Here is a 14,419-nt window from a genome sequence, read left to right as displayed (position 1 = left end):
CCACCCGTCTTCTATTATCCAGCAACCGGAATGAGACGACGATACGTTGCCGTCACGGTGCTCGTTGCCCTCCTCCTCATCGGGGCTGTAGCGGCGCTTCCCGGCGGACGTGCACTGGTTGTCGAAGACACTGAGACCGGTGAGCAGTATCTAACGGTCCCGGTCGAGGACGGCACGACGGTGGCGCTGGAGTACATGCACAGCGTCGAAAAAACGCGCGTCTACGACGAGTACACAGTTCGTGGCGACCATCTTGAGATGACCCGCATGGAGTTCGAATCCTTCGGCTGGGGGCTTCCGAGCGGGGCCAACGTCACGTGGCAAGACGGAATGTATGTCTTTGACCCGCCGGGGAACTACACGCGTGTGACAGTCTCTCCCGGTGATGTTGCAGGACATAACCTTCACGTCGGAGGCGAAACCTACGACTTGGTAGCCCGCACCAACGGCCGCTCGGTCCACCTCTATGTGACCCGGCGCTCGTCGTTCGGTGCCGCGACAGACCGGCTCAACACATGACTGACAACACACGATCTGACGACGGCGGGGAGGCCGTATCGGACGAGGAAGTCGATGAAGTACTGCAGGAGATCGAGCGGAAACGCTCGCTCACTGGCTGGGCGGTCGTCCTCGTCGCGCTCATCGGCATCTCGTTTTCGGTGTTTCAGATGTGGCTCGCGGCGAAAGGGTTCGTCCTCTCGATTTCGCTTCCCGGCGTCGGTGATGTCGTGTTCGCGTCACTGCAACTGCTCCAGATCAACGCTGTCCACGTCTCCTTCGGCCTCATTCTGACGTTCTTGCTGTATCCCGGCAGCACCGGCGACGGACCGCTCTCCCGGCGCTGTATCGCGCTCGGGTCGCTGGTCGACGAGAAACTCGGCCCGGAGCATCCGATGTCTCGCGTCGTTCACGCTATCGGGAGCGCCCTTGCCTGGGCGTTCCTCGACGCCGAGATGGACCGTGTGACGCCCTCGGATTTCGTCTTCATGGTCCTGTCGGCGCTATCGGCTGCGTATTTCATCACTGACTTCGATGAGATACAGCGCATGCGCGCACTTGGCCTTGAGCGTGGCCGTCCCATCCAAGACGTATTCACCTTTCTGGAGCCGATAGCAGGCCTGCTCGGGCCGCTCGCCGACACCTCCTACGCGTTCGTGCTGGGCGTGGTCGGTGTCTTGCTCGTCCTCGAAGCGACCCGCCGGGCCATCAGCCTCTGGCTGATGGTCATCGTCGCCGCGTTCATCGTTTATGCTCGTTTCGGCGTCCTCATTCCACAGGACGCCGCCTACGTCGGCGTGCTCTCCATCCCGGAGCTGTCTTGGCCTTCCATCATCCAGAACCTCTGGTACAATACGGAAAACGGGGTGTTCGGAATCCCGGTCACCGTCTCCGTGCAGTTCATCTACATCTTCATCCTCTTTGGCGCGTTCCTCGAGATGTCTGGCGCGGGGCAGTGGTTCATCGACCTCGCGTACGGTGCGACGGGCACTCGGAAGGGTGGCCCGGCGAAGGCGTCGATTCTCGCAAGCGGATTTATGGGAACCATCTCCGGGTCCTCCATTGCGAACACGGTGACGACCGGCGCGTTCACCATCCCGCTGATGAAGCGGTCGGGCTACTCGCCGGAGTTCTCCGGCGGCGTGGAGGCCTCTGCCTCCTCGGGCGGGCAGATTCTCCCGCCGGTGATGGGGGCCGCCGCATTCCTTATCGTCCAGTACACAGCGACGCCGTTCGCTGATGTCATCGTCGTCGCGACGATTCCCGCTATCGTCTTCTTCTTCGGCGTCTGGGTGATGGTCCACTTCGAGGCGGTCAAGGAGGATATCGGCGGCCTCGATTCCTCTGAACTGGTCGACCTCCGGAGCCATTTCCGTAGCGGCTGGTTCTACCTCGTCCCGCTCGGACTGCTCTTGTACTACCTCATCATCGAACGGCTGTCTGTCGCCCGCTCGGCGTGGTTCACGCTCATCGCAATCGGGGCGCTCATCACGCTCGTCGCGGCCTACGGCGACGAGACGCGTGCCCGACTCGGCATTACATTCGCATCCCTCTTCGGACTGACAACGCTCACGCAGTCCCTCACTGGCGTCGGTGTTTTCGGATACCTGTTCAATCGGCTCGTACAGGCCACGACAGCGTTCCCGGCGCTGTTCAGTCGTATTGATGGACTTGTCGCGGCAGACCTGACGGCTGAGGGTGCGCTTGCACTGCCCGGCTCACAGCCGCTTGGCTCCGCCTTTTCGGCGGCCCTCGGCAACGTCGGCACGATAATCATTCTCGCTGGCGTCCTCACCCTGATTACCCGTCCCAGACTCGACTCGCCCTTGCTGTCGTTCGACGGGGCTGTCGACGACACCGCCGAAACGACCGCTGACGCCGTCGGCCGCCCGGACCTGGCCTCGAATGGGCTGTACAGGCTCGGTGTCTTCGTCGGGAAGTCGATGGAGAGCGGGGCCAGAACCGCGGTCCCGGTCGTCATCGCTGTCGCCGCCGCCGGCATCATTCCGGGCGTCATCAGCGTCTCTGGTCTTGGCCCGAACCTCGTCTCGCTCATCACGGCTGTCGCCGGCGGCTCGCTGGTATTGCTGTTGCTCGTCACCGCGTTCTCCTCGATTATCCTCGGGATGGGAATGCCGACGACGGTGACCTACATCATCCTCGTCTCTCTGCTCGCGCCAGCGCTGACCGAGTTCGGCGTCCCGCTGCTCGCGGCGCACCTGTTTATCCTCTATTTCGGCGTCATCGCCGACATCACGCCGCCGGTCGCGGTGGCCGCCTACGCCGCCTCCGGCGTTGCGAAGTCCGACGCCTTCGAAACCGGTATCGAAGCGTTCTCGCTGTCGCTCAACAAGGCAATCGTCCCGTTCGCGTTCATCGTCACGCCGGGCATCATTCTGCTTCGTCGCAACCCTGACGCTGCCAGCCTCGACATCGGGGACAAATACCGGGTCGTCGGGACCGCGGACCTCCTCGATGTCGGCTACGCGATCCCCGAGATTCTCATCCCCGTGATCGGCGTCTTCCTCGGCGTCGTCGCGCTGGCCGCGACAGTCATCGGGTTCGCGTACGCGCCGGTCTCCCGTGGCGAGCGGGCGGCGTTCGCGTTCAGTTCACTCCTGTTGATGGCTCCTGCGCTCGCTGTGTCCGGGGTGTACGATCTCCTCGGACTCGTCGGCATCGCCGGTGGTGAGATGACGGTGTTACTCGATATCGTACTCCGCGGCGTCGGCCTCGCGCTGTTCCTCTTCCTCATGGCCAAGAACCGCCAGCGCGGCGGCGATCCCGCAACGCAGGCGGGCACGCCCGAGCCGGCCTGATACTGCTGGCTGTCAGTCTGTGTCGGATTTCGACACTGCGAACATCTTACAATAGTTACAGCCGGAAGTGTGAGTGAGAACCGTTTAACCCATCGGGGGTCAACGGGCACGATATGCCAATCGAACAGCGCGGCGACGCCTCTGTCGTCACGCACGCGCTGGCGCGAGACGAACTGACTCGGATACGAAACGTCGAGACCGAACAGGTCGCGTTCCGGAAGGGACTGGTCCGCCTCGGCCGTATCTGTGGCTACGAGATCATCGACGGTCGGATGGAGACCGAGTACACGGAAGTCAAGACGCCGCTGACCACGACGATGGGCGAACGCGTCAAAGGACTCGACGATGTGGTCATCGTCAACGTCCTGCGCGCCGCGACGCCGTTCGTCGAGGGACTGCTCAAAGCGTTCCCCCGCGCCAGACAGGGCGTCATCTCAGCCAGCCGCGACGAGGAGGCCGGGATGAACGACGACGGCGAGTTCCCCATCTCCGTCGAATACGTCAAGCTGCCCGAAATCACCGAAGACGACACTGTCATCATCGCGGACCCGATGCTTGCGACCGGGTCGACGATGGCCACGGTACTGGACTACATCACCTCGGAGAAGACGGAGCCAGAGAACCTGCTCGTCCTGGCCGCAGTCTCCGCGCCCGAGGGAATCGTCCGCGTCTCGGAGGCTCAGCCGGACGCTGACATCATCAGCGTCGCTATCGACGATGAACTCGACGAGGACGGGTTCATCGTCCCGGGGCTCGGCGACGCCGGTGACCGGGCCTTCCGGACGACGTAAGCCGTCGCCGCCCGCTCGACCCGTCGGCTGTGGACGAAACGCTTTTATCTGCTGCCTGAATCAGCCGATAATGTCGCGATTTTTCCGTCCCTTCACCGCCATCCACCCCTCTGCTTCACTTGGAAACCCGTGGACGATAGCGTATTTTTCTTCCAGTTGAAACAAGAGCGGCAGCTGTGGTCCATCCCGCGGCGGCTGGGTGTCGGTCCTGTCAGACAGTAGTGGACCGGGAGACTTTCCTGTTGACGGGACAGCAATCCGGTATGGGCCGACGCCGATACCGGGTCGCTGACACTGCCCAGCAACTCGTCGGCGGGTTCCTGCTCGCGGGACCGTTCGTCGTGACCGAGGAGGTGTGGGTGCTGGCCGAGAATATGTCCTGGTATCACGCGGTGCTCGTTGTCGGTATCGTGTTCGCTATCGGGTACGGGGCGCTGTACAAAGCTGACGCCGACCGTGACGTGGACACCGAGGCGGAGGTAGCCGGAATTCCGGTCCGGTTCGTCTCGCTGATGATCGTGGCGTTTGGCTCCGTCGCCATTCTTGCGGTGGCGTTTACTGCGCCGGACACGTTCTTGGTCAACGGTGGGATTCTGCCGGACCCGACGCCGATGGCCGTCACCCTGACGACCCTCAAGTCCATCACTGTCGGTGCAATTTTCAGCGTCGTCGGGGCTGCGACGGCGGACAGCGTATTCTGACCGTGACCCGCACACTTAATTGGGTGCCACCCTCCTTGATGTGCATATGGAGTATACGCTGGCTATCGACAACGCGCCGGAGACTGTTCCGGGTGGCACAGGGATACTGCTCTTGCACCCGAGTACCGGCGAGACGGACCGACTGGACACGGACTTCCTTGCGACCGACACCGACTCGATGCTCGTCATCTCGACTCGGACCACCGCCCGGGAGGTCAAGCAGAAACTGGAGTACTACGAGGTCGACGAGTCGAGGGCGACGATCCTCGATACGCTGTCGGTCGAACGGGGCTACACCCGCCGCCGCTCCGAGGGCGTTCGGTACGTCTCCGCGCCGGATGATCTGTCCGGCATCGTCTCGGAAACCGAGACGTTCCTGCAGGACCACGACGGGAAACTCCGCGTGACCTTCGACTCGCTGACGGAGCTTATCTACTACGCCGACGAGGATGGCGCGCTGTCGGCTGTCGAAGACATCCTCGACCTGCTAGACGAGTACGACGCTGTCGGGATGTTCCACCTTGCCGACGAGGTTCACGACGAGGAGACGGTCGCGGCGTTCCGGGAACTCTTTGACGGTGTCATCGAACTGTCCGAGGACGGAACCATTACCAGTTCCTTCGAGGAATAACCGGCCACACTCCGCCCCAAATCCACCGCTCCGTGACGGGCGCTGTGGCAGCCAATCGACACTAGTGCCCCATCGAGTTGCCTGATAGCGTTTCCCTCTTTCGAACCAAACGGTGTTTTCTCCCGGTAGCGACGCCAACGCCCCGTATGCGAACTCTTACCAAACCAATAACAATTAAGAGGGTATAACCCACATACAGGGTTGTATGCCGGAATGCCAGAACTGCGGTAATTTTGTAACGGCTGACTACGCGCGTGTGTTCACGCCGAACGGGGTCGAAAAGCCCAGGGTCTGTCCGCAGTGCGAAGACAAGATTCGCGACGGGGCAGACGTCCGTGAGGCCCGGTCCACACGTCGCGGATAGAACCGGTCAGGAACTGCCGCCCTGTGACCTGACGGTTGCGGGGACGTTTTCCTCGCCGGCTGCACTCGCTACCAACCGCTGCTTTTCCGATCTTCCCGTCTCACCTTCTATACCAGCGCGTCGGTGAGGAGTGTGCGTGCTTCCTCGAACACCGCATCAGCACGGTCCGGGCTACGAGCTTCGGCGGTAAGCCGAACGAGCGGCTGTGTACCGCTTGCCCGCAGGAGGAACCACGCGTCGCCGAGGTCGACGCGGACGCCGTCGAGCGTCGTCACGTCGTCGTAGGTATCGGTCACTGTCTCACGAACGCGGTCCATTACCGCTTCTTTCTCGTCAGTTTCGACGCTGTCCCGGCGGATGGGGTAGTCCGGTACGTCGGCGGCACGCTCACCGAGCGGGCGCTCGCTGTCCAGCGCCACGGCGGTACAGGCCGCCAGCGGGCCGTCGGGACACAGCGTCCGGTCGGGCCATATCCACGCGCCGCTTGGCTCCCCGCCGAAGGCGACCCCCTCGGCGCTGGCGGCCTCGGCGACGTACACGTCCCCGACCGGGGTGTACTCGACGCTCACGTCGATATTGCTGAGGTGGTCCTCGACGGCGAGACTCGTGTCCACGGGGACGGCGACCCGCTCGCCCGGCGACGCCACGGCGCGGGCGAACACGGCCAGCAACACGTCGCCCGAGAGGAAGGTCCCGTCGGCCGCCACCGCGCGCATCCGGTCGGCGTCGCCGTCGTGTGCAATTCCGAGGTCGGCGTCGGATTCGGCCACCAGTGTCGAAAGTGACCCACAGTTCTCGGCCTTCGGCTCTGAGGGACGGCCGGGGAACACGCCGTCGGGCTGGCCGTTGAGCGTCTCGACGGCACAGCCAAGTTCTGTGAGAGCGTCGACGCTGACCCGGCCCGCACCGTTGCCGAGGTCGACGACGACGTGGCTGTCGAGGTTTCGTTCGCCGACTTCGGCGACTAGCGCGTCGACGTGGCGCTGGCCGGCGTCCCAGGACTCGTGGCCACCGCTCTCGTCCCACGCCGCCGGCTCGAACGCTCCGTCCGCCAGTCGCTCTTCGATGGTTGCCCGCAGGTCCGCATCGAAAGCCTGCCCGCTAGACTGCCAGAGCTTGATGCCGTTGTCCTCCGGCGGGTTGTGGCTGGCCGTCACCGCGACGCCCGCGTCGGCGTCCTGCCAGGCCACCGCCCGGCCGATGGTCGGCGTCGCCGCGGTGCCGAGGTCGACCACATCGACGCCGCTCTCCCGGAGACCGGCCACCAGCGCCGCCTGCAGGTACTCGCCGCTCGCCCGCGGGTCTCGCCCCACGACCACCCGCTCGCAGTCGACGCCCAGCGCCCGCCCCACCGACAGCGCCAACTCGGCCGTCACCGTCTCGCCGACGGGGCCGCGGATGCCGCTCGTTCCGAACTGTGTCATTACCGTCCCTGCGTCGGCATCCCTCTAAAATCCATCCGGCATCCGACGGACTCCGGGGGCCGCCGGTGGCGGCTCGTTCCGCTACTGGTCCGGCGACCACTCGCAGGCCGTGCCGGTGGTCAGGTCGGCCGCGTCGATGTGGGCCGCCAGACAGCCGTAGTTGCAGAACTGCCCCGTCGGCGTTCCCTCGGGCGACTCGCTGACGAACACGGGGTCGTGGGCCTCGACCGGACAGCCACAGTACGTGCAGTCGGTCATACGGGTGCTTGCGGTCGGGAGAACAAACGTTTTGTCCGCGTCTGTCGACCCACCGCACATGAAGCAGGGCGGCTCCGACGCGGCGAAACGAGCAGCGGGGGAATCGGCAGCAGAGGCGGTCGAGGACGGCATGGTGGTCGGCCTTGGGACCGGGTCGACGGCGGCCCACGCCATCCGGGCCATCGGGCGGGCGGTCGACGCCGGACTCGACGTGGTCGGCGTCCCCACCTCCTTCCAGTCGCGCGAACTGGCCCGCGACTGCGGGATTCCGCTCGCGGACCTCGACGACGCGTCGGTCGACCTCGCCATCGACGGGGCCGACGAGGTGGCCGGCGGCGACCTGATAAAGGGCGGCGGCGCGGCCCACGCCCGGGAGAAGGTCGTCGACGCGAGCGCCGACCGCTTCCTCGTCGTCGCCGACCCGACCAAAGAGGCCGACGTGCTCGAACACCCCGTCCCCGTGGAAGTCCTCCCGATGGCCCGCTCGACGGTCGCCGCGGCGGTCGCGGACCTGGGCGGCGACCCCGAGCTCCGCCGTGCGGAGCGCAAGGACGGCCCGGTCGTCACCGACAACGGGAACCTCGTGTTCGACTGCGACTTCGGCGCTATCGAGGATCCCGCCGGGCTCGCCGCCGACCTCGCCGCGCTCCCCGGCGTCGTTGCGCACGGACTGTTCGTCGATATGGCCGACGAGATCCACGTTGGCACCACTGACGGCGTCACCGTCCGAGCGCTCTCGGAGTAGCTGCTGCTCGTCGGCTTGCGCCAAAAAAATACGCTGCCTGAAACGACCTTACAGGTCGCGCGGCTGGACCGTCTTCCGGTCGTTCTCGTCAGCTCGTCGGGCTGCGTCCTGAAGCAGCTCTTCGACTTCCTCGTCGAGTGCGTCGTAGAAGTCGGACGCTACGTTCATGTCGTTGAGCTCTTCCTTAACGGCGGCTTTGACGATTAGGTCTGCCATACAGACGAGGTATCGACGGGGGTTACTTATATACTTTCTCCAATTAGTTCGCTCTCGACCCTATAACCGGCAGTTTGAGGCATTATACGACACATAACCCCTTATAAATCCGCGATTGTGTCCGATTAAGTCCATCACAATACGTCTTTTGGCCTGCCCCAGACGGCTATTGTCGCGTTACGCCGGCCGAGCGTCGCTCACGCGCGCTCCCACAGGTTCGGCCCTGATTGTGACGAGACGCCGACCTGGACCGACGGATAGGAGTGGTCGTATCCCCGAATGGGTCCTATGCGCGAGATACTCGATTCGGTTGCGGCGGGCGACCTCTCCCCGGCGGAAGCCGAAGCGGCGCTTGCGGGCTACGCGACCAGTGGGGCCGGTCGGTTCGACGCCGCCCGGGAGGACCGTGCCGGCGTTCCCGAGGCTGTCCTCGCGGACGGGAAGACGCCGACGGAAGTGGCGGATCTGGCGGCGACAGCTATCGAAACGACGGAGCGGGCTATCGTGACGCGACTCGACGCACCAACTGCAACGACTGTCCGGGAGCGACTGGACGAGACCGCCCCGGACGCGACAGTTCGCTGGGACGACCGCTCGAACTGGCTGGTGGCGACAACGTCGGCGTTCGAACGTCCGTCGCTGGACGCGTCAGTGGGTGTCGTGACTGCCGGGACGTCTGACGCTGTTCCGGCCGGTGAGGCCGCGCTCATCGTCGAGGAGATGGGCGCGACCGTGACTCGCATCGACGATGTCGGGGTTGCGAGTCTCGCTCGGACGATAGACGCGGTCGATGGCCTCCGGGACCAGGATGTCCTCATCGTCGCAGCGGGCCGCGAAGGTGCGCTTCCGACGGTCGTTGCCGGTCTCGTCGACGTGCCGATTATCGGCCTGCCCGTCTCGACCGGCTACGGCCACGGCGGCGAGGGTGAGGCGGCCCTTTCGGGGTTGCTCCAGTCCTGTACCGCCCTCTCCGTCGTGAACATTGACGCCGGCTTCACCGCCGGAACGCAAGCCGGCCTAATCGCCAGACAGCTCGACGATGCACGGGACTAGCAACCCTCTCCGGCCATGGGTATACCCAAGTATTTGGGTAAAGAGCTATCAGAATAACGCGCGTACGCGTATACGTCGGCGGTGGTGTCGCCGACGAACACGATGCCTGAATGTGATCATTGCGGCGCGCACGTCTCAGACCAGTTCGCCCGAGTGTTCGCGGATGAACGCGGACACATCCGGGCATGTCCCAACTGCTCGGCAAACGCTGGCATTGCCGAGGTATCGAGAGAGCGCGCCCAACAAGTGTGAGGCCCACTGGGCCACCAGCATCGTGCGATGACTACCGCGCGGAGCCCTTACCACGTGTACGTCCTCCGTTGTAGCGACAACACGTTTTACACCGGCTACACGACCGATGTGGAACGCCGCGTCCGCGAGCACGACGCCGGCGACGGCGCGAAGTACACGCGCGGCCGAACCCCGGTCGAACTCATCCACGTCGAGTCGTTCGCGTCGCAGTCCGACGCGATGAGCCGCGAGTACGAGATCAAGCAGTACTCCAGAGCGGAGAAAGAACGGCTCGTCGAATCCAGCGACGCCGAAGCGGATTTCGATATCTGAGCCGCCGCTCGCCTTTGGCTGTCGGCACCGGCAACATGACAGCTTACCGATGATGCGTGACTTTTTGTCTGGGGGCCGAGAACCGCGGGCTATGGACAACGACGCGGATGTCGACGCAGGTGCAATCGCCTTCGGGACGGACGGCTGGCGGGCGACGCTGGACGTGTTCACGAAGCCGCGGGTCCGGATGGTCGGCCAGGCCGTCGCCACGACCCTCGCCGAGCGCGGGGCGACCGGGACCGTCGCCATCGGGTACGATGCCCGCGAAACCTCACCCGGGTTCGCCGATGAACTCGCGCACGTCTTGCGCGCCAACGGGTTCGACGTGCTCTTGCCGGACCGAGACACGCCGACACCAATCCTCGCCTGGACGGTGAAAAACCGCGATCTGGCCGGGGCACTCCAGATCACGGCCAGCCACAATCCGCCGGAGTACAACGGCGTGAAGTTCATTCCCGGCGACGGCTCGCCGGCCCTGCCCGACTGGACGGCCGCCTTCGAGGAGAACCTCGCCGTCCTCGACCCGCTTCCCGAGGACGAGTGGGGCGAACGAACGGAGGACGACCTCATCACCCCGTTCCACGAGCACGCGCTGGACTACGTCGACACCGACATCGATGGCCTTCCAGTCGCCTACGACGCGCTGTACGGCAGCGGCCGCGGCGTTACCGACGCCCTGCTCGAAGCGGCTGGGGCCGACGTGACCCGGCTCAACTGCGAACAGGACCCCGACTTTGGCGGCGGGTCGCCCGAACCGTCGGCGGAGAACGCCGAGGGACTGGTCGCGGAGGTCAGCGACGGCGACGCCGCGCTGGGAATCATCAACGACGGCGACGCCGACCGCATCGGCGTCGTCACGCCCGAGCGGGGCTATCTGGACCCGAACCTGTTTTTCGCCGCGATGTACGACTTCCTGCTTGAGGACGGAACGGGCGACGTGGTCCGAACGGTCTCGACCTCTAGCATCGTCGACCGCGTCGCCGAGGCCCACGGGCAGGCCGTCCACGAGGTCGCTGTCGGTTTCAAATGGGTCGCCGAGGCGATGGCCGAGCACGACGCGCTGTTCGGTGGCGAGGAGTCCGGTGGCTTCGGCCTGCCGGACCATCTGCGGAACAAGGACGGCGTGCTGGTGGCGCTGGTCGCTGCTGCCGCCGAGCGCGAGGAACCTCTTGATGTTCGTGTCGACCGACTGCTGGACGAACACGGCGAAATCCACCAGGACCGCATCAGCGTCGACTGCCCTGACGACCGCAAGGAGCCAGTCCTCGACGACCTCGAAACGGCGCTTCCAGACACGCTGGCGGGGGTCGCTGTCGACGGCATCAACACGGTCGACGGCTTCAAGATCAGGCTCGAAGACGGGACGTGGGTGCTGGTCCGCCCCTCGGGCACGGAGCCGAAGCTCCGCGTCTACGCTGAGGCCGGCAGCGACGCCCGCGTCGCCGAACTGCTCGCTGCCGGTCGGGATCTGGTCGAACCCCTCGTTTAAGCCCACTGCATGCGTCGTCGGCCCATGGACACCGATATCGCGTTCGCCTACACAAAGGGGATGCCCGACGACGCCGTCTGCGACCGTCTTACCGCGAGCGAGAGCGGCGTGCTCGCGTTGGCTGACGGCGACGACGCGTACGCCTTCCCGGTGTTTCACCACTACGAGGGCGGGTCGCTGTACTTCCGCTTGGGCGAGACGAGCGAGAGCGAGAAGTCGGCGTACCTCGACGCCACTGAAACGGCGACGTATGTCGTTACCGAGACGGCGGCGACGCCGGACGCGGAGTCGTGGACCGGCTGGAGCGTCGTCGCCCGCGGGCCCATAACCGCCGTCCCCGAGGACGACCCGGCCTACGAGGCCGTCGAGATTAACGAGCGCTACGCGCCCATCCGGGTGTTCGACGAGCCGACCGACGAGATGGACGTGACGCTGTACGAACTGTCCGTCGAGGAGCTGACCGGCCGGCGGAATTAGCGAGTCCCGCGAAACCGGTCGGCCTCGTTGTCGAGGGGCTCTACGTCGAACCCCAGTCGCTCGTAGAACGGCCGCACGTCTGCGTCAAACTCTGCGATGAGCCGGTCCCGCCGGTCGAGCGCCGCCTCGACGAGCCTCGTCCCAATGCCCTGGCCGCGGCGGCGGCGACGGACCGCCACGGCCGCGACGCGGTCGCCGTCGAGGACGAGCGCGCCGAGGACGCGGTCGCTCGTCGTCTCGCCGTCGCCCGAAACCGCGACGAGCGTGCCGTCGCGCTCGATACCGCCGCGGACTGTCGCCACGTCTATTTCGAGCGCCGCGCCGTCGAGGACGTTCATCACGGCCGGCAGATCGGCCTCGGTCGCCTCGCGAACGCGCATCGCGGACTATCCGCCCTTGATGAGGCGCACGACGCGGACGCGGTCGGCCGCGACGGGCTGGTCAGTCGGCACGTGTTCGCCGTCAACGAGAACCGACACCTCGTGGGGGTTCAGGTCGACCGGTGCGAGCAGGTCGCCGTAGGTCGCGTCCGCGTCCACCTCCAGTTCGTGGGTGTCTTCGCCGGCAATCTCGACGGTGACGTGCATACCCGGCCGTACTCCGCCGACGCACCTGAGACTGTCGACTCTCGCGGGGTTTAAGACCGGCCCACGCCTCCCATCGTCCATGAGTGAGGCCGAGTCCGAGTCGCGGGCGGGACGCGAGGAGGTCTGGATCGAGAAGTACCGCCCGCAGACGCTCGACGACGTGATGGGTCACGAGAACATCGTCGGGCGGCTCAAGAGCTACGTCTCGCGCAACGACCTGAGCCACATGCTGTTTTCCGGGCCGGCAGGGACGGGAAAGACGACGTGTGCGACGGCTATCGCCCGTGAACTGTACGGCGACGACTGGCGCGAGCACTTCCTCGAACTGAACGCCTCCGACGAGCGCGGTATCGACGTGGTCCGGGACCGCATCAAGAACTTCGCCCGGACGAGCTTCGGCGGCGTCGAGTACCGTATCATCTTCCTCGACGAGGCCGACGCCCTCACGAGCGACGCACAGTCGGCGCTGCGCCGGACGATGGAGCAGTTCTCGAACAACGTCCGTTTTATCCTTTCGTGTAACTACTCCAGCCAGATCATCGACCCTATCCAGTCCCGGTGTGCGGTCTTCCGGTTCTCACCGCTGGCCGATGATGCCGTGGCTGAGGAAATCCGAAATATCGCCGCGCAAGAGGACATCGAACTGACTGAAGACGGCCTCGACGCGCTCGTCTACGCCGCCGACGGGGATATGCGGAAAGCCATCAACGGCCTGCAGGCCGCGTCGGTCAGCGGCGACACGGTCGACGAGTCGGCGGTGTACGCGATCACCTCGACGGCCCGCCCGGAAGAGATCCGGACGATGATCCAGTCGGCGCTGGACGGCGACTTCACCGCCTCGCGGGCGACCCTCGACAGACTACTGACCGAGGAGGGTATCGCGGGTGGCGACATCATCGACCAACTGCACCGCTCCATCTGGGAGTTCGATATCGACGATGACGCAGCCGTCCGGGTGCTCGAACGCATCGGCGAAACCGATTATCGGATCACCCGTGGGGCGAACGAACGGGTGCAACTCGAAGCGATGCTGGCCTCGCTTGCGCAGGGCGAGTAAGGGCCTCGTACCGAGAACTCCCAATTTTTCACACCTGATAACTGGTCGGTGAAGTTTATTATGAAAGCTACATAAGAGTATCAACAACTGAAATGCAACGTTTACGACCATCTACGGAGGGGACGGGCGAGGACCGCGGACAGGTCGGGATCGGCACCCTGATCGTGTTTATCGCGATGGTGCTGGTCGCGGCAATCGCAGCTGGCGTACTCATCAACACTGCCGGGTTCCTGCAGAGTTCCGCGCAGGCGACGGGTCAGCAGTCCAGCGATTCGACGACTAACCGCATCCAGGTCGTCGGCATGACCGGTGACCATTTCACCAGCAACAGTGAGGTCGGCGTGGTGAACATCACGGTCAAGCGCGCACCGGGTGCGGGGAACGTGGATCTGGACAAGACGACCGTTCAGTGGATCGGTCCGAGCGGGTCGTACTACCAGCTCGCGGCCGGCGGTGCACAGGGTAAACCTGATGGCCGGTTCGTTGTCTCGACTGTTCAAGACAACGATGGCTCTCAGCCGGTGTTAAACGACGTTGAGGACCGATTCACGATCTCTCTTGATCTCGGCGAGAGTCAGGAAATCAACGGTGCTACCACGTTCGGCGAACCGCTGCCCGAGGGTGAGACTGCAACGCTGCGTATTACCTCGCCAGCGGGTGGGATGACGACCGAGGAAGTCGTCGTGCCGAAGACCCTGTCCGGGGAATCCTCAGTCACGCTCTGACAGCCGGGGATACTGCCGGC

The 14,419-nt window shown here is 64.8% G+C and carries 17 protein-coding genes; 12 read left to right on the top strand and 5 right to left on the bottom strand.

From position 1 onward, the window contains the following. Window positions 1-30 precede the first annotated feature (30 nt). From DVK01_RS05580 to DVK01_RS05560, 5 genes are all read left to right on the top strand, one after another. Window positions 31-519: a DUF1850 domain-containing protein gene (locus DVK01_RS05580; protein WP_101351288.1), complete on the top strand. Its 489-nt coding sequence runs from the start codon at window positions 31-33 to the stop codon at window positions 517-519. Further along, window positions 516-3,317 (top strand): TRAP transporter fused permease subunit, encoded by a 2,802-nt coding sequence (locus DVK01_RS05575; protein ID WP_121535804.1) that lies wholly within the window; start codon window positions 516-518, stop codon window positions 3,315-3,317. Before DVK01_RS05580 ends, DVK01_RS05575 begins: the two co-directional genes overlap by 4 nt. A 113-nt stretch (window positions 3,318-3,430) precedes the next feature. After that, on the top strand, window positions 3,431-4,108 hold the full coding sequence (gene upp, locus DVK01_RS05570; RefSeq protein ID WP_101351286.1) for a uracil phosphoribosyltransferase: 678 nt from the start codon (window positions 3,431-3,433) through the stop codon (window positions 4,106-4,108). A 263-nt stretch (window positions 4,109-4,371) separates the two neighbouring features. Beyond that, the gene (locus DVK01_RS05565) at window positions 4,372-4,809 is read left to right on the top strand and encodes a DUF2391 family protein (RefSeq protein ID WP_121535801.1); all 438 of its coding nucleotides are present in this window, start codon (window positions 4,372-4,374) and stop codon (window positions 4,807-4,809) included. A gap of 46 nt (window positions 4,810-4,855) precedes the next feature. After that, complete coding sequence (locus DVK01_RS05560) at window positions 4,856-5,440, top strand: hypothetical protein (protein WP_101351285.1); 585 nt, start codon at window positions 4,856-4,858, stop codon at window positions 5,438-5,440. A 471-nt stretch (window positions 5,441-5,911) separates the two neighbouring features. On the opposite strand, the gene glmM is transcribed toward DVK01_RS05560, so the two are convergent. Both glmM and DVK01_RS05550 read right to left on the bottom strand, forming a co-directional pair. Beyond that, window positions 5,912-7,228, bottom strand: coding sequence for a phosphoglucosamine mutase (gene glmM, locus DVK01_RS05555; RefSeq protein ID WP_101351284.1), 1,317 nt, complete (start codon window positions 7,226-7,228; stop codon window positions 5,912-5,914). 81 nt (window positions 7,229-7,309) lie between these two features. Beyond that, a complete protein-coding gene (locus tag DVK01_RS05550; protein WP_394337665.1) occupies window positions 7,310-7,486 on the bottom strand; it encodes a hypothetical protein in 177 nt (58 codons plus the stop codon). Between the two features lie 58 nt (window positions 7,487-7,544). Between DVK01_RS05550 and rpiA the strand changes: the two genes are divergently transcribed. Continuing rightward, window positions 7,545-8,231 (top strand): ribose-5-phosphate isomerase RpiA, encoded by a 687-nt coding sequence (rpiA, locus tag DVK01_RS05545; protein ID WP_101351282.1) that lies wholly within the window; start codon window positions 7,545-7,547, stop codon window positions 8,229-8,231. A 48-nt stretch (window positions 8,232-8,279) separates the two neighbouring features. Here the strand turns inward: rpiA and DVK01_RS05540 are convergent, their stop codons facing one another. After that, a complete protein-coding gene (locus DVK01_RS05540; protein ID WP_004517708.1) occupies window positions 8,280-8,447 on the bottom strand; it encodes a hypothetical protein in 168 nt (55 codons plus the stop codon). A gap of 288 nt (window positions 8,448-8,735) precedes the next feature. On the opposite strand from DVK01_RS05540, the gene larB reads away from it, so the two are divergent. From larB to DVK01_RS05520, 4 genes are all read left to right on the top strand, one after another. After that, on the top strand, window positions 8,736-9,500 hold the full coding sequence (larB, locus tag DVK01_RS05535; protein ID WP_121535798.1) for a nickel pincer cofactor biosynthesis protein LarB: 765 nt from the start codon (window positions 8,736-8,738) through the stop codon (window positions 9,498-9,500). Window positions 9,501-9,779: 279 nt separating this feature from the next. Continuing rightward, on the top strand, window positions 9,780-10,064 hold the full coding sequence (locus DVK01_RS05530; protein WP_198560198.1) for a GIY-YIG nuclease family protein: 285 nt from the start codon (window positions 9,780-9,782) through the stop codon (window positions 10,062-10,064). Between the two features lie 91 nt (window positions 10,065-10,155). Continuing rightward, entirely contained in the window at window positions 10,156-11,553 is a 1,398-nt protein-coding gene (locus tag DVK01_RS05525; protein ID WP_121535795.1) for a phosphoglucomutase/phosphomannomutase family protein, read from the top strand. Between the two features lie 24 nt (window positions 11,554-11,577). Next, window positions 11,578-12,030: a pyridoxamine 5'-phosphate oxidase family protein gene (locus tag DVK01_RS05520; protein ID WP_121535792.1), complete on the top strand. Its 453-nt coding sequence runs from the start codon at window positions 11,578-11,580 to the stop codon at window positions 12,028-12,030. Here DVK01_RS05520 and DVK01_RS05515 read toward each other — a convergent pair. Next, window positions 12,027-12,410: a GNAT family N-acetyltransferase gene (locus DVK01_RS05515; protein ID WP_101351277.1), complete on the bottom strand. Its 384-nt coding sequence runs from the start codon at window positions 12,408-12,410 to the stop codon at window positions 12,027-12,029. The genes DVK01_RS05520 and DVK01_RS05515 overlap by 4 nt on opposite strands. 6 nt (window positions 12,411-12,416) lie before the next feature. Beyond that, window positions 12,417-12,617: a ubiquitin-like small modifier protein 2 gene (locus tag DVK01_RS05510; protein WP_101351276.1), complete on the bottom strand. Its 201-nt coding sequence runs from the start codon at window positions 12,615-12,617 to the stop codon at window positions 12,417-12,419. A 79-nt stretch (window positions 12,618-12,696) separates the two neighbouring features. Between DVK01_RS05510 and DVK01_RS05505 the strand changes: the two genes are divergently transcribed. After that, window positions 12,697-13,674 (top strand): replication factor C small subunit, encoded by a 978-nt coding sequence (locus DVK01_RS05505; RefSeq protein WP_121535789.1) that lies wholly within the window; start codon window positions 12,697-12,699, stop codon window positions 13,672-13,674. Window positions 13,675-13,766: 92 nt separating this feature from the next. After that, a complete protein-coding gene (locus DVK01_RS05500) occupies window positions 13,767-14,399 on the top strand; it encodes an archaellin/type IV pilin N-terminal domain-containing protein (protein ID WP_101351275.1) in 633 nt (210 codons plus the stop codon). Window positions 14,400-14,419: the final 20 nt, after the last annotated feature.

Source organism: Haloarcula sp. Atlit-120R, from assembly GCF_003665885.1.
Lineage (GTDB): Archaea > Halobacteriota > Halobacteria > Halobacteriales > Haloarculaceae > Haloarcula > Haloarcula taiwanensis.
Note: the sequence above shows the minus strand (reverse complement) of the source record. Positions and strands in the feature narration are given on the sequence as shown.

Bases quoted from the DNA above. Each gene is read 5' to 3' on its own strand.
- DVK01_RS05560 (WP_101351285.1), top strand. From the start codon at position 4,856: ATGGAGTATACGCTGGCTATCGACAACGCGCCGGAGACTGTTCCGGGT.
- DVK01_RS05510 (WP_101351276.1), bottom strand. From the start codon at position 12,617: ATGCACGTCACCGTCGAGATTGCCGGCGAAGACACCCACGAACTGGAG.
- DVK01_RS05550 (WP_394337665.1), bottom strand. From the start codon at position 7,486: ATGACCGACTGCACGTACTGTGGCTGTCCGGTCGAGGCCCACGACCCC.
- DVK01_RS05530 (WP_198560198.1), top strand. From the start codon at position 9,780: ATGACTACCGCGCGGAGCCCTTACCACGTGTACGTCCTCCGTTGTAGC.
- DVK01_RS05515 (WP_101351277.1), bottom strand. From the start codon at position 12,410: ATGCGCGTTCGCGAGGCGACCGAGGCCGATCTGCCGGCCGTGATGAAC.
- DVK01_RS05525 (WP_121535795.1), top strand. From the start codon at position 10,156: ATGGACAACGACGCGGATGTCGACGCAGGTGCAATCGCCTTCGGGACG.
- larB (WP_121535798.1), top strand. From the start codon at position 8,736: ATGCGCGAGATACTCGATTCGGTTGCGGCGGGCGACCTCTCCCCGGCG.
- glmM (WP_101351284.1), bottom strand. From the start codon at position 7,228: ATGACACAGTTCGGAACGAGCGGCATCCGCGGCCCCGTCGGCGAGACG.
- rpiA (WP_101351282.1), top strand. From the start codon at position 7,545: ATGAAGCAGGGCGGCTCCGACGCGGCGAAACGAGCAGCGGGGGAATCG.
- DVK01_RS05500 (WP_101351275.1), top strand. From the start codon at position 13,767: ATGCAACGTTTACGACCATCTACGGAGGGGACGGGCGAGGACCGCGGA.
- DVK01_RS05565 (WP_121535801.1), top strand. From the start codon at position 4,372: ATGGGCCGACGCCGATACCGGGTCGCTGACACTGCCCAGCAACTCGTC.
- upp (WP_101351286.1), top strand. From the start codon at position 3,431: ATGCCAATCGAACAGCGCGGCGACGCCTCTGTCGTCACGCACGCGCTG.
- DVK01_RS05520 (WP_121535792.1), top strand. From the start codon at position 11,578: ATGGACACCGATATCGCGTTCGCCTACACAAAGGGGATGCCCGACGAC.
- DVK01_RS05580 (WP_101351288.1), top strand. From the start codon at position 31: ATGAGACGACGATACGTTGCCGTCACGGTGCTCGTTGCCCTCCTCCTC.
- DVK01_RS05575 (WP_121535804.1), top strand. From the start codon at position 516: ATGACTGACAACACACGATCTGACGACGGCGGGGAGGCCGTATCGGAC.
- DVK01_RS05540 (WP_004517708.1), bottom strand. From the start codon at position 8,447: ATGGCAGACCTAATCGTCAAAGCCGCCGTTAAGGAAGAGCTCAACGAC.
- DVK01_RS05505 (WP_121535789.1), top strand. From the start codon at position 12,697: ATGAGTGAGGCCGAGTCCGAGTCGCGGGCGGGACGCGAGGAGGTCTGG.